Annotated in this window: 21 protein-coding genes; 5 read left to right on the forward strand and 16 right to left on the reverse strand. The window is 69.4% G+C overall.

The features are described from left to right. Window positions 1–3: 3 nt before the first annotated feature. The 4 genes from moaC to ACP690_RS07385 are packed head-to-tail and all read right to left on the reverse strand — an operon-like array spanning window position 4 to window position 2,817. On the reverse strand, window positions 4–471 hold the full coding sequence (gene moaC / locus ACP690_RS07370; RefSeq protein WP_426260636.1) for a cyclic pyranopterin monophosphate synthase MoaC: 468 nt from the start codon (window positions 469–471) through the stop codon (window positions 4–6). After that, entirely contained in the window at window positions 468–1,244 is a 777-nt protein-coding gene (gene trpC, locus ACP690_RS07375) for an indole-3-glycerol phosphate synthase TrpC (RefSeq protein WP_426260637.1), read from the reverse strand. Before trpC ends, moaC begins: the two co-directional genes overlap by 4 nt. Continuing rightward, on the reverse strand, window positions 1,241–2,236 hold the full coding sequence (trpD, locus tag ACP690_RS07380) for an anthranilate phosphoribosyltransferase (protein WP_426260638.1): 996 nt from the start codon (window positions 2,234–2,236) through the stop codon (window positions 1,241–1,243). The genes trpC and trpD overlap by 4 nt, the downstream gene beginning before the upstream one ends. Then, entirely contained in the window at window positions 2,233–2,817 is a 585-nt protein-coding gene (locus ACP690_RS07385) for an anthranilate synthase component II (protein ID WP_277286889.1), read from the reverse strand. The genes trpD and ACP690_RS07385 overlap by 4 nt, the downstream gene beginning before the upstream one ends. Window positions 2,818–2,980: 163 nt before the next feature. Between ACP690_RS07385 and ACP690_RS07390 the strand changes: the two genes are divergently transcribed. Further along, window positions 2,981–3,412: a hypothetical protein gene (locus tag ACP690_RS07390; RefSeq protein ID WP_017979148.1), complete on the forward strand. Its 432-nt coding sequence runs from the start codon at window positions 2,981–2,983 to the stop codon at window positions 3,410–3,412. Window positions 3,413–3,816: 404 nt separating this feature from the next. Here the strand turns inward: ACP690_RS07390 and trpE are convergent, their stop codons facing one another. Continuing rightward, window positions 3,817–5,319, reverse strand: coding sequence for an anthranilate synthase component I (trpE, locus tag ACP690_RS07395; protein ID WP_426260639.1), 1,503 nt, complete (start codon window positions 5,317–5,319; stop codon window positions 3,817–3,819). A 1-nt stretch (window position 5,320) separates the two neighbouring features. Beyond that, window positions 5,321–7,261: a peptidylprolyl isomerase gene (locus ACP690_RS07400; RefSeq protein WP_426260640.1), complete on the reverse strand. Its 1,941-nt coding sequence runs from the start codon at window positions 7,259–7,261 to the stop codon at window positions 5,321–5,323. A gap of 128 nt (window positions 7,262–7,389) precedes the next feature. On the opposite strand from ACP690_RS07400, the gene tpiA reads away from it, so the two are divergent. The 3 genes from tpiA (at window position 7,390) to ACP690_RS07415 (ending at window position 9,434) form a co-directional block, all read left to right on the forward strand. Then, window positions 7,390–8,136: a triose-phosphate isomerase gene (gene tpiA, locus ACP690_RS07405; RefSeq protein ID WP_063685267.1), complete on the forward strand. Its 747-nt coding sequence runs from the start codon at window positions 7,390–7,392 to the stop codon at window positions 8,134–8,136. 59 nt (window positions 8,137–8,195) lie between these two features. Then, window positions 8,196–8,957, forward strand: coding sequence for an energy transducer TonB (locus ACP690_RS07410; protein WP_426260641.1), 762 nt, complete (start codon window positions 8,196–8,198; stop codon window positions 8,955–8,957). A 99-nt stretch (window positions 8,958–9,056) separates the two neighbouring features. After that, window positions 9,057–9,434: a VOC family protein gene (locus tag ACP690_RS07415; RefSeq protein ID WP_426260642.1), complete on the forward strand. Its 378-nt coding sequence runs from the start codon at window positions 9,057–9,059 to the stop codon at window positions 9,432–9,434. Here the strand turns inward: ACP690_RS07415 and ACP690_RS07420 are convergent. From ACP690_RS07420 to rimO, 4 genes are all read right to left on the reverse strand, one after another. Further along, the gene (locus tag ACP690_RS07420) at window positions 9,419–10,783 is read right to left on the reverse strand and encodes a leucyl aminopeptidase family protein (RefSeq protein ID WP_426260643.1); all 1,365 of its coding nucleotides are present in this window, start codon (window positions 10,781–10,783) and stop codon (window positions 9,419–9,421) included. The genes ACP690_RS07415 and ACP690_RS07420 overlap by 16 nt on opposite strands. Before the next feature lies 1 nt (window position 10,784). Then, window positions 10,785–12,197 (reverse strand): serine hydrolase domain-containing protein, encoded by a 1,413-nt coding sequence (locus ACP690_RS07425; RefSeq protein WP_426260644.1) that lies wholly within the window; start codon window positions 12,195–12,197, stop codon window positions 10,785–10,787. Between the two features lie 30 nt (window positions 12,198–12,227). Beyond that, on the reverse strand, window positions 12,228–13,385 hold the full coding sequence (locus ACP690_RS07430) for an AAA family ATPase (RefSeq protein WP_426260645.1): 1,158 nt from the start codon (window positions 13,383–13,385) through the stop codon (window positions 12,228–12,230). Window positions 13,386–13,460: 75 nt separating this feature from the next. Further along, window positions 13,461–14,786 (reverse strand): 30S ribosomal protein S12 methylthiotransferase RimO, encoded by a 1,326-nt coding sequence (gene rimO, locus ACP690_RS07435; protein ID WP_426260646.1) that lies wholly within the window; start codon window positions 14,784–14,786, stop codon window positions 13,461–13,463. Window positions 14,787–14,924: 138 nt separating this feature from the next. Here rimO and ACP690_RS07440 point away from each other — a divergent pair, with 138 nt between their 5' ends. Further along, the gene (locus tag ACP690_RS07440; RefSeq protein ID WP_426260647.1) at window positions 14,925–16,010 is read left to right on the forward strand and encodes an anhydro-N-acetylmuramic acid kinase; all 1,086 of its coding nucleotides are present in this window, start codon (window positions 14,925–14,927) and stop codon (window positions 16,008–16,010) included. Between the two features lie 3 nt (window positions 16,011–16,013). Here ACP690_RS07440 and ACP690_RS07445 read toward each other — a convergent pair whose 3' ends face one another. Genes ACP690_RS07445 through ACP690_RS07470 form a run of 6 tightly spaced genes read right to left on the reverse strand, consistent with a single transcriptional unit; the run spans window position 16,014 to window position 22,983 of the window. Then, a complete protein-coding gene (locus tag ACP690_RS07445) occupies window positions 16,014–16,949 on the reverse strand; it encodes a glycosyltransferase family 2 protein (RefSeq protein ID WP_426260648.1) in 936 nt (311 codons plus the stop codon). Further along, window positions 16,946–17,836, reverse strand: a complete 891-nt coding sequence (locus ACP690_RS07450) for a polysaccharide pyruvyl transferase family protein (RefSeq protein ID WP_426260649.1) — start codon at window positions 17,834–17,836, stop codon at window positions 16,946–16,948. The genes ACP690_RS07445 and ACP690_RS07450 overlap by 4 nt, the downstream gene beginning before the upstream one ends. Continuing rightward, entirely contained in the window at window positions 17,833–18,906 is a 1,074-nt protein-coding gene (locus ACP690_RS07455) for a glycosyltransferase (RefSeq protein WP_426260650.1), read from the reverse strand. Before ACP690_RS07455 ends, ACP690_RS07450 begins: the two co-directional genes overlap by 4 nt. Further along, window positions 18,903–19,829, reverse strand: a complete 927-nt coding sequence (locus ACP690_RS07460) for a galactosyltransferase-related protein (RefSeq protein WP_426260651.1) — start codon at window positions 19,827–19,829, stop codon at window positions 18,903–18,905. Before ACP690_RS07460 ends, ACP690_RS07455 begins: the two co-directional genes overlap by 4 nt. After that, window positions 19,826–20,968: a glycosyltransferase gene (locus ACP690_RS07465; RefSeq protein ID WP_426260652.1), complete on the reverse strand. Its 1,143-nt coding sequence runs from the start codon at window positions 20,966–20,968 to the stop codon at window positions 19,826–19,828. The genes ACP690_RS07460 and ACP690_RS07465 overlap by 4 nt, the downstream gene beginning before the upstream one ends. Next, on the reverse strand, window positions 20,965–22,983 hold the full coding sequence (locus tag ACP690_RS07470) for an HAD family hydrolase (RefSeq protein WP_426260653.1): 2,019 nt from the start codon (window positions 22,981–22,983) through the stop codon (window positions 20,965–20,967). Before ACP690_RS07470 ends, ACP690_RS07465 begins: the two co-directional genes overlap by 4 nt. Window positions 22,984–23,180: the final 197 nt, after the last annotated feature.

Consider the following 23,180-nt stretch of genomic DNA (forward strand, 5'->3'; position numbering starts at 1 on the left):
GCGTCAGGCGCGCCAATCGCCAGAGGCGCCGCCGGCCTTTTCGAGCAGGCGGATGTCCGAGATGGTCATGGCGCGGTCCATCGCCTTCGCCATGTCGTAGATGGTGAGCAAGGCGACCGACACGGCGGTCAGCGCCTCCATCTCGACGCCGGTCTTGCCGTCGGTGGCGGTCAGCGCGGTTGCGGTGATGCCGGCATCGTCCAGCGTCAGGTCGAGCGTGACGCGGGTGAGGGGCAAGGGGTGGCAGAGCGGGATAAGGTCCGCGGTCTTTTTCGCCGCCATGATCCCGGCGACGCGGGCAACGGCGAGCACGTCGCCCTTCTTCGCGGCGCCGTCGCGGATTGCCGCCAGGGCGTCGGGTGCGATGGCGATGCGGCCGGTGGCGACCGCGCGACGCTGCGTCACCGCCTTGTCGCCGACATCGACCATATGCGCGGCACCGTCGGCGTCGATATGGGTGAGGCGGCTCACCCGACCAAGGCCCGCGTCGCGGCCTCGACGTCGTCGGCGCGCATCAGCGCCTCGCCGATCAGGAAGCAGCGCACGCCATGCGCCGCCATCGCATCGAGATCGGCGCGGGTTTCGAGGCCGCTTTCCGCAACGAAGGTGCAGCCCTTTGGCGCCTTGCCGACCAGCTCGTAGGTGCGGGCGAAGTCGACGGAGAAGTCGTGCAGATTGCGGTTGTTGACGCCGATCAGCCGCGATTTGAGGCGGAGCGCGCGGTCCAGTTCGGATTCGTCATGCACCTCGACCAGCACGTCCATGCCGCAATCGAGCGCCGACGCCTCGATTTCCGCCATCTGATTGTCGTCCAGCGCGGCAACGATGATGAGGATGGCATCGGCGCCGATCGAGCGGCTTTCGGTCGCCTGCCAGGGATCGACCATGAAATCCTTGCGGATCACGGGCAGGTCGCAGGCGGCGCGCGCGGCGATCAGATAGTCATCGCTGCCCTGGAACCATTGTTCGTCGGTGAGCACCGACAGGCAGGCCGCGCCACCCGCCTGATAAGCGCGCGCGTGGGCGGGCGGATCGAAATCGGCACGGATCAGCCCCTTGGACGGGCTGGCCTTTTTGATTTCGGCAATGAGCGCGTGGCCGGATGTGGCGTCGAGCGCGGCGCGGAAGCCGCGCGGCTTCGTCACCGCGGCGATGCGCGCGTCGAGATCGGCGAGGCTGATCGTCGCCTTGCGCGCGGCAACCTCTGCGCGCTTGGTTTCGATAATGCGGGACAAAATGGTCATCGGTAGGCGATCCAGCGGTCGAGGAGCGCGGCAGCGCGGCCGGCGTCGAGCGCTTCGGCGGCGGCCTGTGCGCCCGCAGTGAGATTGGGTGCGCGGTCGGCAACGACAAGCGCCGCCGCCGCGTTGAGCAGCACGGCGTCGCGATAGGCGCCCGCCTCTCCATCGAGCAGTCGGCGCAGTGCGGCGGCATTATAGGCCGGGTCGCCGCCGCGGATGGCGGCGAGCGGGTGGCGGGGCAGACCGGCGTCTTCCGGCGTGATGCGCGATGGCAGCGCCGCGCTGCCGACATTCACCGCGAGGCTGGGGCCGGCGGTGGACAGTTCGTCCAGGCCCTCTTCGCCCGAAATCACCGCGGCGCGTGCGGTGCCGAGCTGTTCCAGCGCCTCGGCATAGAGGCCGGCGTAATCGGGGCGGGCGATGCCGATCAGCTGGTGCGACACGCGCGCCGGATTGGCGAGCGGCCCCATCAGGTTGAAGATCGTGCGCTTGCCGATGCGGCGGCGGATCGGCGTGATCCGCGCCATCGCGGGATGGTGGTTGGCGGCGAACAGGAAGGCGATGCCGATATCGGCGAGGCTCGCCTCCGCGGTCGCGCCGGCGATCTCCATATCGAGGCCGAGCGCCTCCAGCGTATCCGCAGCGCCCGCTTTCGAGGAGGCGGCGCGGTTGCCGTGCTTGGCGACCGGTACGCCGCACGCCGCGACGACCAGCGCGACGGCGGTCGAGACGTTGAGCGTATGATGCCCGTCACCGCCCGTGCCGCAGACGTCGATCGCGCCATCGGGAGCGGCGATCGGGATCAGGCGGGCACGCAGCGCGCGCGCGGCCTCGGCGATCTCGATGCTGGTTTCGCCGCGATCGGACAGCGCCAGCAGGAAGTCGCCGATCGCCTCTGCCGAGACGCGTGCGTCGAGGATATCGGCAAACGCCTGCGCCGCGCTTTCGCGCGACAGCGGCGTCGATGGGTCGGGAAGCAGGACGATGCTGGTCACGGGCGCTCGCGCACCGGAATGCCGGCGATCGTCAGGAAGTTGGCGAGCATGGCATGGCCGTGTTCGGTCGCGATGCTTTCGGGATGGAACTGCACGCCGTGGATCGGCAGGTTTTCGTGGCGGAAGCCCATGACGATGCCATCCTGGGTGCGCGCGTTGACGACCAGGGGCGACGCCACGTCGTTGACGATCAGGCTGTGATAGCGCGTCGCCATGAACGGCGAGGGCAGCCCTTCGAACAGGCCGGTGCCGTCATGGTCGACCGGGGATGTCTTGCCGTGCATCAGTCCGCCGCGTTCGACCTTACCACCGAAATGCTGGCCGATCGCCTGATGGCCCAGGCACACGCCGAGCAGCGGACGCCCCGCATCCGCGGCCGCGGCGACGAGATCGAGGCTGACGCCCGCCTCGGTCGGGGTGCAGGGGCCGGGCGAGATGAGGAAGGCGCTGGCGCCCGACGACAGCGCCTGCCCCGCCGAAATGGCGTCGTTGCGCACCACCTCGACCTCGCTGCCCAGCTCCATGAGGTAGTGGACGAGGTTCCAGGTGAAGCTGTCGTAATTGTCGACGACGAGGATCATGGCGCCGCCATAGCCGAAGAGCGCGGGCGTGCAACCTGTCGCACCCTCTTGCGTCGTGGCAATCCTGTAGCAATGTCGGTTCGGTTAGACCCGAAAAACCATGCCACGCCGGCGGGAGCCATGGCGGCGGCTGCACGTTGAACGACCTGAAGGAGTGCCCGTCATGATCCGCCCGTTGCTGCTCGCCGCCCTCATCGCCCTGCCGGCGGTCGCCTCCGCGCAGACCACCCCCGCCACCGGGACGGACGGGACGGCGGAGGCGGGCTCGCCGCCGCAGCGGGTGCGGAGCGTGACGCTGGGCGTGGGACAGAAGTGCCCGCAGAGCACCTCGACCGAGATCGTCGTCTGCTCGACGCTCGACCAGCCCTATCGCATCCCGAAGCAGTTCCGCGACAGCGGGCCGATCCCGGCGCAGAACCAGGCATGGTCGAACAAGGTGGCGGTGCAGGACCAGATCGGTCGCGCCGCGGCCGGGTTGCCGGATACGTGCTCGCCCGTCGGCACCGGCGGGCAGAGCGGCTGTGCGCTGATGCAGAACCGCCAGTGGGCGGCGGAACGGCGTGCGCAGCGCGATGCGCAGGCGCAGATTCCCTGAGGCTTGGACTACGGTCCTAGGACCGATCGACATTCAATCACGCCAAGATACGAAGAGGTGACGATAAAAGACGGTTCGCGCGGAGGCGCGGAGGACGCAGAGGTGTCGCGTTTGCCGCGCGAGCGGCCTGTCTATCTCGGTCGAGGTCAAGGCGAAGCGCTGCCACGCATGTGACATCTCTGCGTCCTCCGCGCCTCCGCGCGAACAAAACTCTTTTTCTTCGGGTCTCTCCGCTCGTCGAAAAATCCATCACGACGGCGAATGTTGATCGGCCCTAGTTTAGGTCGTCACCCCAGCGGCGGCTGGGGTCTCTTGCGGCTTTCTGCGCGCTGTAACCGGGAGATCCCGGCCTTCGCTGGGATGACGGATTGGCTGAAGTTTCGTCGGAGCGCAGAGCCTAGGGCCTACTGCCCGAACCGCCCATCCGCCGCGCGCGCTACGGCGTCGCGGGCGGCCGCCAGGATCGCCCCAGCCTTCGCTTCGCACTCGCGCTGTTCGTACGCCGGCACGCTGTCGGCGACGATGCCGGCGCCGGCCTGCGCGTGGATGGTGCCGTCCTTCACGATCGCGGTGCGCAGGACGATGCACGAATCCATCGATCCGTCCGGCGAGAAATAGCCGACGCCGCCGGCATAGGCGCCGCGCCGTTCGGGCTCGAGTTCGGCGATGATCTGGCAGGCGCGCACTTTCGGGGCGCCGCTGACCGTGCCGGCGGGAAAGCCGGCGAAAAGGGCGTCGATCGCGTCGGCGGCGGGGGACAGATCGCCCACCACGTTCGAGACGATGTGCATGACGTGGCTGTACAATTCGATGCCGTAGCTCGACGTGACGCGCACCGTGCCCGGGGCCGCCGCCCGGCCGACGTCGTTGCGGCCGAGATCGAGCAGCATCAGATGCTCGGCGCGTTCCTTCGGATCGGCGAGCAGGGTTTCGCGATTCGCCTCGTCCTCCGCCGCGGTCTTGCCGCGCGGGCGGGTGCCGGCGATCGGACGGATCGTGACCTGACCGTCGCGGACCCGGACGAGGATTTCGGGGCTGGACCCGATCAGCGCAAAGCCGGGCAGATCGAGGTGGTAGAGGAAGGGCGAGGGGTTGATGCGGCGCAGGCTGCGGTACAGTTCGAACGGCGGCAGCGCGAAGGGCGCGGAGAAGCGCTGCGCCAGCACCACCTGAAAAATGTCGCCCGCAGCGATATAGTCCTGCGCGCGGGTGACCATCGTCGCATAGTCCTGCGGCGCGATGGCGGGCGTATAGGCGGGCTCTTCGGGGTCTGCGGTGACGGGCGCCGGCAGCGGGGTATGGGCGAGGCGGGCGGCGACGTCGTCCAGCCGGTCCTCCGCCGCGGCGACCAGCTTCTCCGGCGTGCGCGTGGCATCGGGCCATACCGGGGCGACCAGATAGAGCGCATCGGCGAGGCGATCGAACACGCAGATCACCGTCGGCCGGACGAACAGCATGTCGGGCAGGCCGAGCGGATCGGCGGCCGGGGCGTCGAGCCGCTCGACGAGGCCGATCGTCTCATAGCCGAAATAGCCGACGAGGCAGGCGAGCGCGCGCGGTAGTTCCGCAGGGACCTGACCCTGGCATTCCGCGACGAGCGCGCGCAGCGCGGCGAGCGTCGGCGTCCCGGTCGGCTGGAAGGCGGTGCGATCGGTCGCCCAGTGGCGGTTGATCTCGGCGGTGTCGCCATGCGCACGGAAGACGAGATCGGGCGCGAGGCCGATCAGGCTGTGCCGCCCGCGCGTCGCGCCGCCTTCGACCGATTCGAGCAGGAAGTCGCCGCGGCCCGGCTCGATCAGCTTGAGCGCGGCGGCGACCGGCGTTTCGGTGTCGGCGACCTGCCGCCGCCAGACGAACGCCGGGCGCCCGGCGGCGAGGGTCGCGATCGCCGCGGCGCTGGCGCTCATCTCAGTTGCCGGCGCCGGTCAGATCGGCGCGCACCTTGGCGAGCGCGGCCGCATCGGTCTTCACGCCGACGGCGTTGCGGACGGCGCGGGCGAACTGCTCGGCATATTCGCGGCCGACGAGCTGCGCGATGCTGGCGCGGGCACCGGCCACCGCCTGCGGCACGCCCTTGGCGTCGCCGGGCACGATCTGGTCGAGCTTGACGATCAGCCAGCCGGCATTGTTCGGCGCTTCGAGCAGCTTCGCATTGCCCTTGGCCATCGCGAACATCAGCGCGAGCGGCGCCTGCACCTGGCCCTGCGCGGACGCGAGCTGCGCGCGCGTCGCGACGGCGGGCTGGACCGGCGGCAGCGGACGGCCGGCGGTCGCCATCGCCTGCGCCAGCGGCGTACCCTTGTTCACCTTGGCGAGGATGTCGGTCGCGAGCTTGCGCGCGGCGGCGCGGGCACGATCGGCGGCGTAGTCCGCGGCGACCTGTGCGTGCACCTGATCCAGCGGGCGCGGCGCGGCGGGGACCACACGGCCGAGCGCAACCACGGCGAAGCTGCCGTCCTGGCCCGTCGGCACCAGCTGCGCGGGGTCGCCCTCCGCCATCTGGAAGGCGGCGCCGACGATCGGGGCGATCGCCGGATCGGCGGCGGTGCCGGGCGAATCGGGGTTGGTGCCGTTGGCGAGCAGCGCGGGCGTGGTGGTGGCGCTGAGCTTCTGGTCGGCGGTCACCTCGTCGAACGTCGCGCTCTTGCCGAGCGCATCGTCCAGCTTGTCATGCAGGTCCGACAGCGCGCGGGCGAGCTTGTCCTTGGACAGCGCCGCGACCAGTTCCGGCTTCGCCTGCTCCAGCGTCTTGCCGGGCGATTGTTCGATCGATTCGATCTTGGCGACGACCCAGCCGAGCGGCCCGCGCACCGGGCCGATCATACCGCCGCGCGGCGCGGCGAAGGCGGCGTCGGCGATCGCAGTGCTGGTCGTGCCGGCATAAGCCGACTTGGTGACGGCGGTCTGCGTCGCGGCTTCCAGGCCGGCGGCGCGCGCGGCGTCGGTCAGCGACGTGCCGCCCTTCACCTTGGCGGCGATGGCGTTGGCGCCGGCCTGATCGGCAACCACGACCTGCGCGATCGTGCGCTTTTCGGCAGCGGCGAAGCGCGGCGCCTGGCTCTTGTAGGCGGCGGCGATCTCGGCGTCGGTCGGCGTGGCGGCGGCCTTCACCATATCGGGCGTGACGCGGGCGTAGCGGATCACGCGGCGTTCCGGCACGGTGAAGCGCGCGACGTTGCGGCGATAGAAGGCCTGCAATTCGGCGTCGGTCGGCGCGGGGCCGCCGGCGAGCGCGGAGGCGGGGACGAACGCGATCTGGCCGGTCCGCTTTTCGAGCATCAGCGAGGCATAGGGCAGCGCGACCTTCTGCGGCACCTGCGTCGCCCCCTGCGTCGGCAGCATCAGCTGCTGCGCGATGATGTCGCGCGCGATGTCGGTGCGGACCTGTGCGTCGGTCAGCTTCTGGTCGGCGAGCAGCTGCTGGTAGCGGACGGGATCGAACTGGCCGTTGGGACCGCGCAGGCCGGGGATGCCGGCGATGACGCCGTCGATCGACCGCTTGCTGACGACCATGCCCTGGTCCTGGCCGAAGCGTTCCAGCGCGACGCCGTTGATCGCGCGGTCCAGCGTGGATTGCAGGCCGCCCTGTTCGAGCAGCTGTTCCATGGTCAGCGTCGGGATGCGCTGGCGGGCGCCGGCCAGTTCGGTCTGCACGCGCTGGCGCAGCTCGGCGGGCGAGATCTTCGTGCCGCCGACGGTCGCGACGCTGCCGCCCGACAGGCTGGGGCCGTTGCCGGCGAGGCCGGTGATGTCGCCCGCGGCGAAGGCGAGCGCGATGACGCCCAGCACGATGAAGGTGACGACGACGCCGGCCTTGGAATTGATGATCCGGCGGAAGAAGCTGAGCATGGAGTGGCCGATCGTCCCTGAAAGATTTGGTCCACGCTTTAGGGGGGCAGTGCCTTGCCATCAAGCGCGCGGGCAGGCATGACGCGTTTAACGTGTAAAACGACTGATAAGGCAGGACGGGAGGTCGGATGACTCGGCGCAAGTTCGTGGCGGGAAACTGGAAAATGAACGGATCGCGCGCGGCGCTCGCCGAACTGGACGCGATTGCCGCCGCGGCCGAGGCAGCACCGGGGGTGGACGTGGCGGTCGCCGTGCCCTTCACGCTGATCGCGGGCGCGGCGGACCGCGTGCCCAACCTGTCGATCGGCGCCGAGGATGTGCATGAGGCGGACAGCGGCGCGCACACCGGCTGCGTCTCGGCGGGCATGGTCGCGGAAGCCGGCGCGCGCTTCACGATCGTCGGCCATAGCGAGCGCCGGGCGGATCAGGGCGAAACCAGCCATGACGCCTGGGCCAAGGCGGCGGCGGCGCGGCGCGCGGGGCTGCACGTCATTTCCTGCTGCGGCGAGACCGAGGCCGAGCGCGACGCCGACCGCGCCGAGCGCGTGGTGCAGGCGCAGATCGAGAAATCGGTGCCCGACAACGCCGATGGCAGCTGGTTTACGCTCGCCTACGAACCGCGCTGGGCGATCGGCACCGGCCGCACGCCGACGCTGGACCAGATCGCCGCGATCCATTCGATCGCCCGCGCCAAGCTGCGCCAACTGGTCGGCGACGCGGCGGATGGGATCCGCATCCTGTACGGCGGATCGGTGACGGGCGATAATGCCGCAACGATTCTCGCCTGCGAGAATGTCGACGGTGCCCTGGTCGGCGGCGCGAGCCTGACCGCGGCGAAGTTCGTGCCGATCATCGAGGCGGCGGCGACGCTGTAACGCCCTATCCACGCTGCCAGTCAGCGTTGCGAAAGGCGCCATGCGACATCATCTGTCGCATGGTGACGACCTATGGCCCTTCGCAATACGGCGCTTCGCGACGCGAGCGGATCGGTGCGGCGCTCCTGACCGGGGGCGTCGTGGCGACGCTGGGCTATGCCTTGGTGATGGGGCTGGCCTTTCACGGCGCGCCGCAGGCGGTGCAGCAGGCGTTGGCGACCTTTACCGTCATGCCCGATCTACCGCCGCCCGAACGCGTGGTGCCGCCGCCCAAGAAGATCAACCGGCCGAGCGGCAAGGCCTCTCCGCCCAACCTGCGCTCCAAGGCGACCGAAGTGACGGCGCCGGTGCCGATTATCCAGGTCGCGCCGCCGCCGCCGGTGATCGTCGCGCCGCTGCCCAATACCGGCGTGCAGGCGACCTCCGGCGCGTCGGACAAGCCGGGGCCGGGCACGGGCGCCGGCGGGATCGGTAACGGTAATGGCGCGGGCGGCGACGGTGATGGCGACGGCAGCGGCTGGGAACGCGTGCCGCGACTGATCAACGGGCGGATCAAGGGATCGGACATTCCCGATTCGATCCTCGACACCGGTTTTCGCGGCGTGGTGAGCGTCCGCTACCGGGTCGAGACCAACGGCCACGTCACCAATTGCCGGATTGCGCAATCAAGCGGCAATGCGCTGATGGATCAGGCGACGTGCCGGGCGATCGAAAAGCGCTTCCGCTACGATCCGTGGCGCGATGCGGCGGGCAAGCCCGTGGCGTCGACCGTGTTGCGCGACCAGCAATGGGATATCGATCCGCCCGCGACCGACCGCTGATGCGTTGACAGTGCGGGCTTCGCGGCGCAGCTAGGCAATGGACACCGCTTCATCACCCGGCATGCGCACCGCCGCCGCTGCCCGACAGGATGATTTCCGATGGATGAGCCGGTTACGTTCGGGCGTGCGGCGCCGACGATCTGCGTGCGCGATATGCAAGCGGCCTTGCGTTTTTACGGCGGCGTGCTGGGTTTCGCGACCGTCTTCGAAAACGGCGATCCGCTGGGCTTTGCCGTGTTGAAGAAGGATGCCGCGGAGGTTCACCTGACCCGCAAGGCCGATCACGTCGCCTCCACGGCCAACGTCATGCACCTGTTCGTCGACGATGCCGATGCGCTCTATCGCCGGCTGGAGGCCGCGGGCACGCGGATCATCAAGCGGCTGGCCGACAAGGACTATGGCCAGCGTGCCTTCGTCTTCGCGGACCCCGACGGGAACCGCATCGATGTCGGCGCGCGACCTCAGCCGAGCGGATAGCGCGCCTTCAGCACCGCATAACACGCCCGCAACGCATAGGCCTCGCCGCCCTTGGGTCGGCCGGGCTTGGCGGTCGGGCGCCAGGCGAAGACGTCCATATGCGCCCAGGCGACGTCCTGCGGCACGAAGCGGCGAAGGAACAGCGCGGCGGTGACGGCACCGGCGAAGCCGCCGTCGGGCGCGTTGACCATGTCGGCGATGTCCGACTTCAGCATGTCGTCGTACGCGCTCCACAGCGGCATGCGCCACAGTGGATCGCTGAGCGCATCGCCGGCGGCCAGGATATCGCGCGCCAGATCCTCGTCGTCGGTGAACAGCGGCGGCAGGTCGGGGCCGAGAGCGACGCGGGCCGCGCCGGTCAGCGTCGCGAAGTCGAGGATGAGTTCAGGCTTTCCTTCGCCCGCCTTGGTCAGCGCATCGCCCAGAATCAGGCGTCCTTCGGCGTCGGTATTGGTGTTCTCGACCGTCAGCCCCGCGCGGCTGCGCAGCACATCCCCGGGGCGGAAGGCGTTGCCGGCGATCGCATTCTCGACCGCCGGGATCAGCAGGTGGAGCCGCACCGGCAGCCGTGCCGCCATCACGAGGCTCGCCAGCGCCAGCGCGTGGGCCGCGCCGCCCATATCCTTCTTCATCAACCGCATGCCGGCGGACGGCTTGATGTCGAGACCGCCGGTGTCGAACACCACGCCCTTGCCGACCAGGGCGATGCGCGGATGCGCGGGGTCGCCCCATTCCAGCTCGATCAGGCGCGGATGGCGCTCCTTCACCGCGGCCTGCCCGACCGCGTGGATCATCGGATAGTCGGCGGCCAGCGTGTCGCCGCGCGTGACGGTGAGCGCCGCATGATGCTCGCGCGCCAGCTTCTCGGCGGCCATTTCCAGCTCGGCCGGCCCGAGATCGCCGGCGCCGGTGTTGACGAGGTCGCGGACCAGCGCGGTCGCGGAGGCAACGCGCAGCACCTCCTCGATCCCCGCCGCATCGCGGGTCAGCAGGATGCGGGGGCCGGTGTCGTCGGGGCGGCGATAGCGGTCGAAGCGATATTGGCCGAGCACCCAGCCGAGCGCCGCCGGGCCGATCTCGCCCGCGACGCGATAGGTCCCAGCCGGCAGCGTCTCGGCAAGCTTGGCGAGCGACCACGGGTCGGCGGGGCCCGCGACGGCGATGCCATGGACGTCCTCGTCGACGAACACCGCCGCGCTGCCCGCCTTGCCGGTGAAGCGCTGTGCGGCGAGGGCGGTGCGCACCCGCTGCGGCTGGCCGCCCAGCCACGCGTCATAGGCGTCGGGGGCGATCAGGTCGATCGTGCGGGCGGCCTGGCCACGGTCGGGCTGGAGCAGGGTATCGGGCATGTCAGTTGGCCGGGAACACGAGGAATTGTTCGTAGCGCTGCGCGCCATCCGGTTCCGCGAAGGTCGCGATCGACAGCTTCCGGTCTGGATAGGTCACGACGTAGCGGCGCTGCACGAAGCCACCGCGCAGCCGCTTGGGCCCGGCGAGTTCGAAGCTGGTCGGCGCGCCCAGTGGTGCGAGGCTGCTCTTATAGTCGGCGAGCACCTGCGGCGTGAAATAATAGGATGCATTGGGCGTCAGCTTCGACCGGTCGAGCGTGCCGGACCGCAGCGAATCGAACAGCGCGCGGGCCTGCGCGGTCTTCTGGACTTCGGCGGCATCCGCCGTCGCCGGGAGCACGACCTTCGCAATGCCATTGGCGATGGTGACGAAGGCGTCGCCGAAATCGGCATTGGTCAGCACGACCACCGCCGCTTTCTGTTCGGGGAAAACGATGTTTTCGGACAGGAAGCCGACCGCCTCGCCGCTATGCTCCACATAGGGCACGCCGGCGCGCTTGCCGAGGCTGACGCCCAGGCCGTAATTGGTCGTGCTGCCGTCGTTGAGCAGCACCGGCTTTTCCTGCGCGGCCCAGTCGGCGGCGGGCAGCAGGCTGCGATCCATACGCGCGACGTCCCATTTCGCGAGATCGGCGGCGCTCATCGACAGCTCACCGGCGGCGAACAGCCAGCCCTCCGCGGGTGGCGGCGCGGCGCGGACCGGGCCCAAAGCGTTGCGGTGATAGCCGACGGGGAAACCGTTGCCGACCGCCTTGTCCTGGTCGATCGCCTTGATCCCCAAAGGCGCGAAGATGCGACGTTGCAGGAAGGTCATTAGTGGCTCGCCTGCGGCCTTTTCGGCGATCATGCCGGCGACGACATAGCCGGTGTTCGAATATTGCCACTGCGTGCCCGGCGCGAAATCGAGCGGCTTCTTCGCCCAGCGATCGACGATCGCCTGCGGCGTCGTCGGCTTTTCCATCGCGGCGAAGCTATAGTCCTGCGGCCAGTAATCCTGCAGACCCGAGGTGTGGCTGAGCAACTGGCGGATGGTGATTTTATCGCCGCCGCTGATGCCGGGCAGCCATTTGGCCACCGTATCGTCCATCGATACTTTGCCGTCGTCGGCAAGCAGCAGCAGCGCCGCGGCGGTGAATTGTTTGGAGATCGACGCGATCTGATAGGGCGCGTCGGTGCGGGCGGGCACGCCCTTCGCCTGCTCGCCATAGGCCTTGACGAGCACGATCTTGCCACCGCGCACGATCGCGACCTGCGCAGACGGCGTGGCCGTGGCGGCGAGGCCATCGGCAACGACCTTGTCAACCGCGGCGAGTTCGGTGGGGGAGAGCGCTTGCGCCTGCACCGCTGCGGGAGCGAGGGCGAGCGCACAGGCTGCGGCGAATGTCGGGAGCTTCATCGCGCCTAGCTGCCACATCGGCCGCGATGGGCGAAAGTGAAATCGACGTCAGCGTTTCGGCCACGCCCATTGCGGGCCGAAGCGATCCTGCGTGCGCGTTTCGCCCAATTCCTTTTCCAGCGCGATGTCGCCGACGTCGCCGCTGGCGCGCAACGCATCGAGCAAGGCGCTGCTGTGGGAGACAACGATGATCTGGCAGGAGCGGGCGGTGGCGGTGAGGAGTCGGGCGAGCGGTAGCAGCAAAGACGGGTGGAGGTTCGCCTCAGGCTCGTTCAGCACCATCAGTTCGGGCGGACGAGGCGACAGTAACGCTGCGACCAGCAGGACGTACCGCAGGGTGCCATCGGATAATTCGCGTGCGTCGAGCGCCCGAAGCATACCGGGCTGGCGCAGGCCGAACGACGGACGAGCGCCCTCGCCACCGATAAGCGTGATCGTCGATCCGGGAAAGGCGTCGTCGATCGCCGCTGCCAATGCCTCCCCATCGCCAAAGAATTGGATGGTCGCGATCGCGGCAACGAGGTCCGATCCATCGCCCGCCATGACGGGCGTGTAGGTGACGATCTGCGGCCGCCGGACCGGTGCGTCCAGATCCGTCCGCAGGCTGTCGTAGAAGCGCCAGTTGCGCATGCGCTCACGCATCAGCAGCAACTCCAGGCCATCGACGGGATCGGCCGCGTGCGTGACCATCGATTCGAAGCCCGACAGGTCGATGGGGCTTCGCCGCCATTCGCCGGTGTCGGCCGTGCGCAGGTTGACGACGCGCCCTCGACGCTCGGCGAAGGCATTGGCGCGGCCGAGCTTTTCGCCCGTCCACATCGCCTCTACCTTGATCTCAGGATCGCCCGCGAAGCCGGTGCCGGGGATCGGCGGCCCGATATCGATCGCATAACCGAAGTCGGGACCGGAGAAACCGAGCCTGAGGCTGACCGGTCCGGTCCGCACCGTTCCCTGTACAGGCACGCGCCCGGCGCGCATGTCGCGGCTGATCGTCTCAGGACCAGCCCATAACACCGACGCCAGTCCGCCGTCCTGCGCGAGCGAGGCGATGAGCCGGCCCTGCGCTACGTCGGCCAGCAGACGCAACGCGCGATACAGGCTGGATTTGCCCGAACCATTCGGTCCGGTGACGATCGTTAGCGGCGACAGCTCCAGCGTAAGGTCGCGGATCGAACGATAGCCGCCGATCGCCAGCCGCGTCATCATCGCCATCGTCTCCCGCCGCAGACCGGTGATCCTTGCAGGGGAGCGCTGCGGCGTCCAGCGTGGACCGCTAAGTCCTTACGCCGGCACGCCGTACAGGTCGTGTTCGTCGGCGTCCTCGATCGTTACCGGCACGATATTGCCGACAGACAGATGGGCGGCGTCGCGCAGGAAGACCTGCCCGTCGATTTCGGGCGCATCGGCCTGGCTGCGGCCCGTTGCGCCTTCCTCGCCGACCTCGTCGATGATGACGGGCAGGGTGCGACCGACTTTGGCGGCGAGCTTCGCGGCGCTGATCGCGGCGGTCTTTTCCATGATCCGCTGATAGCGCTCTTCCTTGACCTCCTCCGGCACCGGATCGGGCAGCGCATTGGCGGCGGCACCCTCCACCGGCTCGAAGCGGAACGCGCCGACGCGGTCGAGCTGTGCTTCGTCCAGCCAGTCGAGCAGATACTGGAAGTCCGCCTCGGTCTCGCCGGGGAAGCCGACGACGAAGGTCGATCGGATCGCGATGTCCGGGCAGATGTCCCGCCACTGGTGGATACGCTGCAAGACCTTGGCGTCGTTGCCGGGGCGCTTCATCGCCTTCAGCACCGACGGCGCGGCGTGCTGGAACGGGATGTCGAGATAGGGAAGCACGAGCCCTTCCGCCATCAGCGGAATGACCTGATCGACATGCGGATAGGGGTAGACGTAGTGCAGCCGCACCCAGGGCGCGATCTGGCCGAGTTCGCGGGCGAGATCGGTCATGTGCGGCACGACCTCGCGCCCCTTCCACATCCGCGGTTCCTTGCGGATGTCGATGCCGTAGGCGCTGGTGTCCTGGCTGATGACGAGCAATTCTTGCGTGCCGGCGGCGACCAGTTTCTCCGCCTCGCGCAGGATGGCGTCGGGGCGGCGGCTGACGAGGTCGCCGCGTAAGCTGGGGATGATGCAGAAGGAGCAGCGGTGGTTGCAGCCTTCCGAAATCTTCAGATAGCTGTAGTGGCGCGGCGTCAGCTTCAGCCCGGCGTCGGGGATGAGGTCGATATAGGGCGACAGGTTCGCAGGCGCCGCCTCATGCACCGCCTCGACCACCTGTTCGTATTGATGCGCGCCGGTGACGGCGAGCACCTGTGGGAAGCGGGCGCGGATCACCTCCGCCTCCTTGCCCATGCAGCCCGTCACGATGACGCGGCCGTTTTCCGCGATCGCTTCGCCGATCGCCTCAAGGCTTTCTTCCTTGGCGGAATCGAGGAAGCCGCAGGTGTTGACCAGCACGACGTCGGCGCCGGCATAATCGGCGGACATCTGATAGCCGTCGGCGCGCAGCTGGGTGAGGATGCGTTCGCTGTCGACCAGATTCTTGGGACAGCCGAGCGACACCATGCCGACGCGCGGCGGAGAAGGAAGACGAGTTGCCATGAGAGCGCGCGACATAGTCGATTTCGCGCGCTTTTGCCAGATGGCGCGACAGGCGCGGCCATTCGTCGCATCCGGGGGCGATGCCGCTCGACAGCCTGCCGCGCAGCCGCCACATCGAGCCGACGGGAGTGATCGTGCATGCTGGCAATAGGATTGATGTCCGGGACGTCGCTCGACGGGATCGACGCGGCGCTGATCGATACGGATGGCGAAGGAGAGGTGCGGCCGATGGCCTTTCGCGGCGAGCCCTATTCGGATGCGGCCCGCGAGCAGCTGGCCGCGGCGACCGCGCTGGCGCTGACCTTCGATCGGCCGCGCGCTTCGCCCGATATCGTCGCGGCGGGCGAGCTGATCGACCGGACGCACGCCTTTGCCGTCCACAAGCTGCTGCGCGATGCGGGCGTGGCGGCGGCGGACGTGGCGGTGATCGGCTATCACGGGCAGACCGTCGCGCACCGGCCCGACCGCGGCTGGACGTGGCAGATCGGCGATGGCGCGGTGCTGGCGCGCGCCACCGGCATCGCGGTGGTCAGCGATCTGCGCAGTGCGGACGTTGCGGCAGGCGGGCAGGGGGCGCCGCTGCTCCCGATCTATCACGCCGCACTGACGGCCGGGCTTGAGCGGCCGGTCGCGGTGCTCAACCTCGGCGGCGTCGGCAATGTCACCTTCGTCGGCGCGGATGGCGCGCTGGTCGCCTTCGACACGGGGCCGGCGAATGGCCTGATCGACAGCTGGGTCGAGGCGGAAACCGGCGCGCGTTACGATGCCGATGGTGCGCTTGCCGCGTCGGGGCATGTGGACGAGGCGGTGCTGACCGCGATGCTCGACCATCCCTATTTCGCCGCGCCGTCGCCGAAGAGCCTCGACCGCAACGATTTCACCATTCAACCGGCACGCGGCCTGTCGGCGGCGGACGGCGCGGCGACGCTGACCGCCTTTACCGCGGCGACCGTGGCCGAGGCGCTGGACCAGCTGCCCGCACGGCCGCAGCGCCTGATCGTCGCGGGCGGGGGCCGTCACAACCCAACGCTGCTGCGCATGATCGGCGAACGCACCGGCATCGCACCGGAAGCCAGCGATACGCTCGGCTGGGATGGCGACGCGATGGAGGCGGAGGGCTTCGCCTATATGGCGGTGCGGACGCTGAAGGGGCTGCCGATCAGCTTTCCCGGCACGACCGGCGTGCCGCATCCGCTGCCGGGCGGCCGCGTCGATCGGCCCTGACGCTTATGCCCGGCCGTACTGATCGGTAGGGCGCCGGCCGCTCCTGGCGCTCGCGGTCAGGAAGGCGGCCATGCCGATCAGCTTGTGGCGCAGGCAGAACGTGTAGAATGCCCGAATGCTCTTATGGGCGCGGACCGGGCGGAGCAGGTCGAGACGCAGCGATCCGACGTCCTGCATGAGGTAGCGCAGCACCCGCCGGTCCTTGAACAGGAATTTGGCGTAGAGCGCGCCATCGCCGACGCTGTACCCCGCTAGCAACGCGCGTTCCTCGGCGGCGAGGCGGCGTCCGTGGTGATGGTCGACGACGAAATGGGGCTCGTAACGCAGCGCGATCCCCGCCGCCTGCGCGCGCAGCAGATAGTCGGTGTCCTCGGCGGCGCGGAACGGCGCGCCCGCGCCGAACCGCTCGTCGAAGGCACCGACGCGGTGCAGCACGTCGCGCGTCATCGCCAGATTGGCGCCCATCACGAACCCGCCCGGAAACCGATCGGGCGTCGCGATCATCGGGTGGTCTTCCAGCTTGATCGTGATCGGCAAGTCATTGGGGTCGCCGGGCAGGATGCGGCCGCCGACGATGGCCGATCCGTCGAGCGCCGCGAAACAGCGGGTGAGCGCGATAAAATATTCGGGGTGGAGACGGCAGTCGTCGTCGGTCATCGCGACGATCGCGCCGCGCATGGCGGCGAGACCGACGTTCCGCGCGCGCGCCAGGCCGGGCCGGTCGCTGTGGAGCAGGTGGACGGGGAACGACTGTTGCGCCTGCCATGCCGCCAGCCGATCGGCCGTGGCGTCGGTCGAGCCATTGTCGACGATGACGACCTCGATCGCAGGCGCGCCCTCCTGCGCGGCGGCGTGGGTGATCGAGGCGAGCAGGCGCGGCAAAGCGGCGGCGCGGTTACGCGTGCAGACGAGCAGGCTGATCGCCGGGATGGCGGTCATGCCGCGACGGATCGCGGCGGCGATGGCAGTGCGTGGAGCAGGCGCGGGCTGCCCTGGGTCCATGTCGCGACGTAGCGGCCGATCTTGCCGTAATCATTGTCGAAGACGACGTGGGGGATGTCGAGCAGCAGCGCGAGGATATGGCCGTGCAGGCGATCGGTGGCGATCGTCTGTCCGCGCGACAGCAAGCGCAGGCCGCGCGCGACACGCGCCGTGGCGAGGGCGGCGTGGTCGCCGGACAGGCCATCGTCGTCTTCCAGCCAGTCGCAGACGATCGCGTCCGCCGGCAGCGGCGACGCGGTGTCGACTCGCTCCTTGTCGGTGCGCATCAGCGCCAGCACCGGCACGTCCGGCTCCCGGCGTGCCTGGCTCCCGAGCGCGAAGGCGGAATCCGGGGCGAGCGAAGCGACCGTCCCGACCATCTGTTGTGCGATGGCGAGGCTGGCGGTGTCGCGCGCGTAGAGCGTCAGCTGCGGGTGCCGTGCTGCAATGCCTGCGAACCGCGCCGCTGCCGACGCGTCGCGAAAGTGGATCGACTGCGGCAGCTGCACCACGATGCGGTCGCGTAGCCGCTCGAGCACGGTTTCGCGCAACTGCTGGTGGTGTGGCCAGATATCGCCCAGATTGCCGCCCCCGTGCAGGAAGACGATGCCGTCCGTGCAAGCGGCGCGCAGCGCGTGTTCGTCGAAATCGTGCCACGTGCAGACATAGTCCGGATCGCGCCCGGTGATGCCGCGCAGCATCACCAGTTCGCCCAGCCAGATCGCGCTGTCGCCGACATTGGCGTGATCGGGAAAGTCGAGCAGCGCATAGCGGCTGCCCAGCGTCAGGTGCCGGCGGTAGAGGGTATCGAGCGCGGCTCGCTGCGCCGCGACGACGTCGCTCATGCCGCCAGCCTGACGTCGCCGGCGATCACGGTGCGGTACAGCGCCTCGCAGCGGTCGAGCCAGCGATCGTGCGTGAACAGCCGCTGCACGCGGTCACGCGGGACGTCGGGGGGAATCGCCATCGCCTCGCGCATCGCCGTGGCCAGCGCGGCGACATCGCCCGGGGCCGCGAACCGGCCGGCGTCGCCGACGACCTCGCGCGCCGCACCCATGTCGAATGCTGCGACGGGCAGGCCGCACGCCATCGCCTCTGCCGCGACCAGTCCGAACGGCTCGTCCCAACAGGGTGTGAAGACGAACAGCGAGGCGCGGCCAAGCTCCACCGCCAGTTCCTCGGCATTGCGGTGCCCGGCATAGACGACGCCGTCGCCGAGCAGCGGCGCGACCTCTGCGCCGTAATAATCGGGATCCTCGATCCCGCCGAACAGCGTCAGGTGGATGCCGGCGGCGCGTGCGGCCCGGGCGGCGAGATGCGGCCCCTTGTTGGGCGTGATGCGCCCGCACCACACCGCCTCGCCGTTGCCGTGCGGGCGATAGGGCCAGCGATCGATATCGATGCCGTTGTGCAGCACCGATACCTCCGCCGGTGCGCCGTTCGGCCACCAGGCCTCGCGCTGCCGTGCCGACGTGACGGTCAGATGGTGGCGCGGCGACGGGCTCTGCTGCACGAACCAGTGCAGCGCGTCATAGGGGGGCACGTGCAGCGAGGTGACGGTCGGCACCGCCTCCGTCCGGCGGCGCTCCAGCGGGAAGCGGTGCAGGCTGTTGTTGTGGACGACATCGAAGCCGCCCGCCGCGATCCGGTCGCATGCCGCGGCATAGCCGGCGTCGAGGTGCGCGATCAGCGGCGCCGAGCCGCGATGCTCGGCCCAGGGGAAGGTGCGCTCGTAATGCTCGGCGAGCACGGGATCGATCGCGAAGCGCGGATCGCTGTCGCCCGAGGCGAACAGGACGACGTCATGCCCGCGATCCTGCAGCCCGGCGGCGAGGTGCCAGCAATGCGCCTCCATGCCGCCTGCGAACGGCTGTGCGATCCGCTGGCGGACATGCGCGAGGATGGCGATCCTCACGCGGCGACCGCCTCCGATGCGCGGGCGGCGGCGGCTTCCAGTTCGCGCAGCACGCGCGCGGTATTGGCATAGGGCTGATGGCTCTGCTGGCCGGTCAGGGCGCGATCGCCGTCATGGGCTTCGCGCAGGATGCGGATCGGCCGGCCGGGCGTGTCGTCGATCAGCCCCATCAGGCGGAAGGCGTGCAGCCAGTGGCCCATCGTCCGATAGCCCCATTTCGCTTCGAACAGCTGCGCGTTGCGGACGACGCTGTCGATATGGTGGACGGGCGGCATGTGGTGCGGGTGATATTGGTGATAGGCGAGCCCGCCCTTGATCCAGGCGATCGTGACGTTCGCCTGATCCAGCGTCTTGCCGAAATCGGTATCCTCGCCGCCATAGCCGACATAGCGTTCGTCGAAGCCGCCGACGCGCAGGAACGTCTCGCGGCGCATCGCGAAGTTGAGCGACCAGAAGCAGCGATAATCGGCACACACCTCCAGCCCCTCCGCGGGCGGACCACGGCGATCCGAGTGCCGTTCGGCGACCGCGGCGAAACCGGAATAGGACCAGTCACCCGCCGTCGCGCCGCCCGGCAGGTACATCACCTCGCCCATCAGCAAGCCGTCGAACGTGGCGGCGAAGCCGGCGTAATCGGCGACCAGTTCCGGCGTCGGGATACAGTCCATGTCGAGGAAGACGAGCACCTCGCCCTGCGCCGCGCCCGCCGCGACGTTGCGTGCCATCGCGAGCGGCAGCGCATCGGCGTCGATCCGGATCTGGCGGATGGGAAAGGGGCCGTCGGGCAGGTCGTAGAGCGTGTCCTGCATCACCGCGACGATCAGCTCAACCGGCCGCATCGTCTGCTGCGAAAGCCCGCGCACGACGTTGACGAGGTGATCGGGGCGGCCCTTCGCCAGGGTCACGACGGAGACGGAAGTCATAGGATGCGGGGCTCCAGGGAGAGGGAAGGGGTGGCGGCGAGCGGCGTCCACAGTCGGTCGGCGAGCGCTTCGAGCCAGAGGGCGGCGCGGTCGGCCGGCGTGTCGTCGATCATCGCGCGCTGGCGGTCGGGGCGGTGGTCGCGCAGCGTGTCGGCCAGTGCCGCGCTCCAGCCGTGCGCCGATGAGGGCAGGTGCGGCCTCACGGTCGCGACGCCGGCGGCGGCGAGGGCATCGGCCTTGCGATGCTGTTCGTCGAAATAGCGCCATTCGGGCACCGCCAGCCATGGCCGGCCCGACGCCAGAATCTGCTGGCAGGTGGTGTTGCCGGTCGAGGCGATGACGAGGTCCGCCGCCGCGATATGGTCGGCGGCGTCATCCACCCAGCCGCGATGCTCGACATTGGCGGGCTCGGTCGCATGCCAGTCGCGCTGGACCTTGCCGATCGTGATCCAGCGTGCGGCCGGGCGCGCGCGCGCTCCGACGCCGATCGGCGCCTGCGCGAAGCCATCGCCGCCGCCCCCCGACAGGACGAGGATCATCTCTTCGTCAGCGCCAATGCCGATCCGCTGCCGCGCGACCTCGCGCTCGGGCACACGGACATCGACGCCGAGGCCGCCGGCGAAACAGGTCCGCGCGCGTAACGCTGCGTCCCAGTCGGGCTGCGCGAGATCGGCGTGGAAGGGCGCGAGCAGTCCGGCCGCGCCGTCATAAGCCGCGCGGTGGCCCGCATCGCCGCGGTCGCCGTGTTGCAGCACCTTGACGTGCGGCACCGAACAGATGCGCGACAGCTGCGCGATCTCCGCCGAGACGTCGCAGATCATCAGTGCGGGATCGGCGCGGTCGAACCACCCCGCCAGCATCGCCATCGCGTGGCGGATGCCGGGCCAGCCCAGCGGCGCGCAGTGCAGTGTCTGCGGCGTCGGCACCCAGTCCATCGTCGTCGCCTCGTCGCCGGTGGCTTCGAACAGCGAGGGCAGGCGGACGATATCGACCTGCGGGGGCAGCGCGGGAAAGATGTCGTCACGCGCGCAGAAGATCGTCATCGGCCGCGTCGGCGGCAGCGCGTTCGCGATCGCGGCGCAGCGTTCGGCATGGCCACGACCCTGATGATGGACGAAATAGCCGAAGGGGCGCATCATGCCGCCACCGACACAGGCAGGTCGGCCGGGGACGCATCCGCCAGCCCCAGGGTCGCGAGCCCCTCCAGCACGCCGCCGGCATGATGGCGCCGCACGCGCAGCAGACCGGAGCGTGGCGACAGATGGGCCAGTTCGCCCCCCGCATTGCCGACGACGATGGCATGGCCGCACGCCGCCAGCATGTCGGCGTCGTTGCCGCTGTCCCCCGCCGCGATGCAATCCGCCAGTGTCAGGCCGCGCCGGGCGGCATAGGCTGCGATCGCCTGCGCCTTGCCGCCGGTGGGCGCGAGCACGTCGATCAGGCGCCCGTGCGAGAAGATGACGCGTGCCGCCAGCCCTGCTGCCGAGAGTGCTTCGCGGATACGGCCGGCGTCCGCTGCGCCGCCGTAGAAGCTGATCTTGTGCGGCCCCGCCGTCGCCGCCGGTTGCGCCGTCACGCCCAGCGGCGCGAGCGTCGCGGCGACGGCGCCCCGATCCCAGCCCGCATCCAGCGCGTGCGCATAGTCCGCGCAGGCGCACCAGCCGCCAGTTCCGTCGGGCAGCATCAACCGGGTGCCGACATCGACGATGAACGCATCGGGCTGCGGCAGGCGCCAGCGTTTCAGGATCATCCGCGCCGCATCGAAGCCGCGGCCGGTGGCGATGATGAAGGGCAGGGGGCTCGCCGCCCGCCACGCCGCGAAGGCACGCGCACCCTCGGCGCAGCCGGTCAGCGTATTGTCGATGTCGCAGGCGAGCAGGCGGGGCGACGCCAGGTCGCCGTACAGCGCGCAGGTCGCGGCCGCATAGCGATGCCAGCAATACAGATCGGCACGGGTGTGCGCAGCGGTGGCAAAAGCGAGATGCCGGGTGGGATCGCCGACGATCGCGCGGATCGCCGCACCGATCGCGGCCGTATCCTCCGGATCGATCAGCACGCCATGGCCGATCGTCGCGACGATATCGGCGGGACCGCCGTTGCGCGTCGCGACCACCGGCACGCCCGCTGCCGCCGCCTCCACCAGCGTCAGGCCGAAGGGCTCGTGCAACGCCGGGTTGACGAACACACCGCCGCGCGCCGCCCGCGCATATAGCGCCGCCACGTCATCGGCATCGTGCCGCGGCGGCAGGGCGATGCGGCCGCGCATGCCAGGCCGGTCGGCGATTGCCTGCAACTCGGCGAGCGACACCTGCTCGTCGGCCGAGGCATAGGCATGTTGCCCGGCCAGAATGACGAGGTTCGCTTTTGCCTGTAGCGCGGGATCGTCGGCATAGGCGCGGGCGAGGGCCGCGAGGTTCTTTTTCGCGACGGGCCGCGCGATGGCGAGGATGATCGGCAGGTCCGGGTACTCGAACCATTCCTCCAGCCGGTCGGCCAGCGTATCCGGCCCCGGCACGCAGTCGCGGCGCGGCACGCCGGGCGCGACGACGGTCACCCGGTCGCCGAGCGCGACGCCGTAACCGCCGACCTGACGCGCCGCCTCTTCTTCGGTCGAGACCACGATCGCCGACGCCCCTTCGATCGCGGCGCGTTCGGCGGCGATCCGGGCGTCGAGGCCGGGGCATTCCAGGCGCTGCATCCGCTTGTCGATGCCGAGCGCGTGCGGCGTGTAGACGAAGGGGATGCCGAACCGGCGCTGTGCCGCCATGGCCACGGCGGCGGCGTCGGCGAAATGTGCGTGAATGACGTCCGGGCGTCGCTCTTCCCGTTCGATCATCGCGCAGAACGCCTCGGTGAAGGCGGCGAGGTCGGCACCCAGCGCCTCCTTCTCGAGGTAGCGATGGTCCGCGGTCGCGATCCGGCGGATCGTCACCTTCGGCGCGACGACCTCCTCAACCTGTGCGTGGACGGGATCGAGCCGTTCGTCGGAGAAGCGTCGTGTGACGATCGTCACCGCATCGACATCGGAGCGCAACGCCTGATGGCATGCCGCATCGAGCACATAGGCGATATGGCCACCGGTATCTGCCGTCACGCCGAAATTGACGGGCGGCGCCTTCAGACAACCGCCGAGCGCCAGATGTACGATGATCACGAGCGCCCCTTTTCGCTTTATCGGGGCTCAACGACAGTTTGGTCGATTTGTATCCAGCGAGAAACGCGAGAAATAGTATTTAGCGCAACGACTTATTGGTTCCGCCGTGCTCTCTGTTTTTCGTATAGACGCAGATCAATCCGCTTCTTGCCTCATTACCACCGGAAGCGGTGCGCGACTATTGATCCATTACTGTC

It is taken from the genome of Sphingomonas sp. DC4900, assembly GCF_049896485.1.
Taxonomy (GTDB): domain Bacteria; phylum Pseudomonadota; class Alphaproteobacteria; order Sphingomonadales; family Sphingomonadaceae; genus Sphingomonas; species Sphingomonas aquatilis.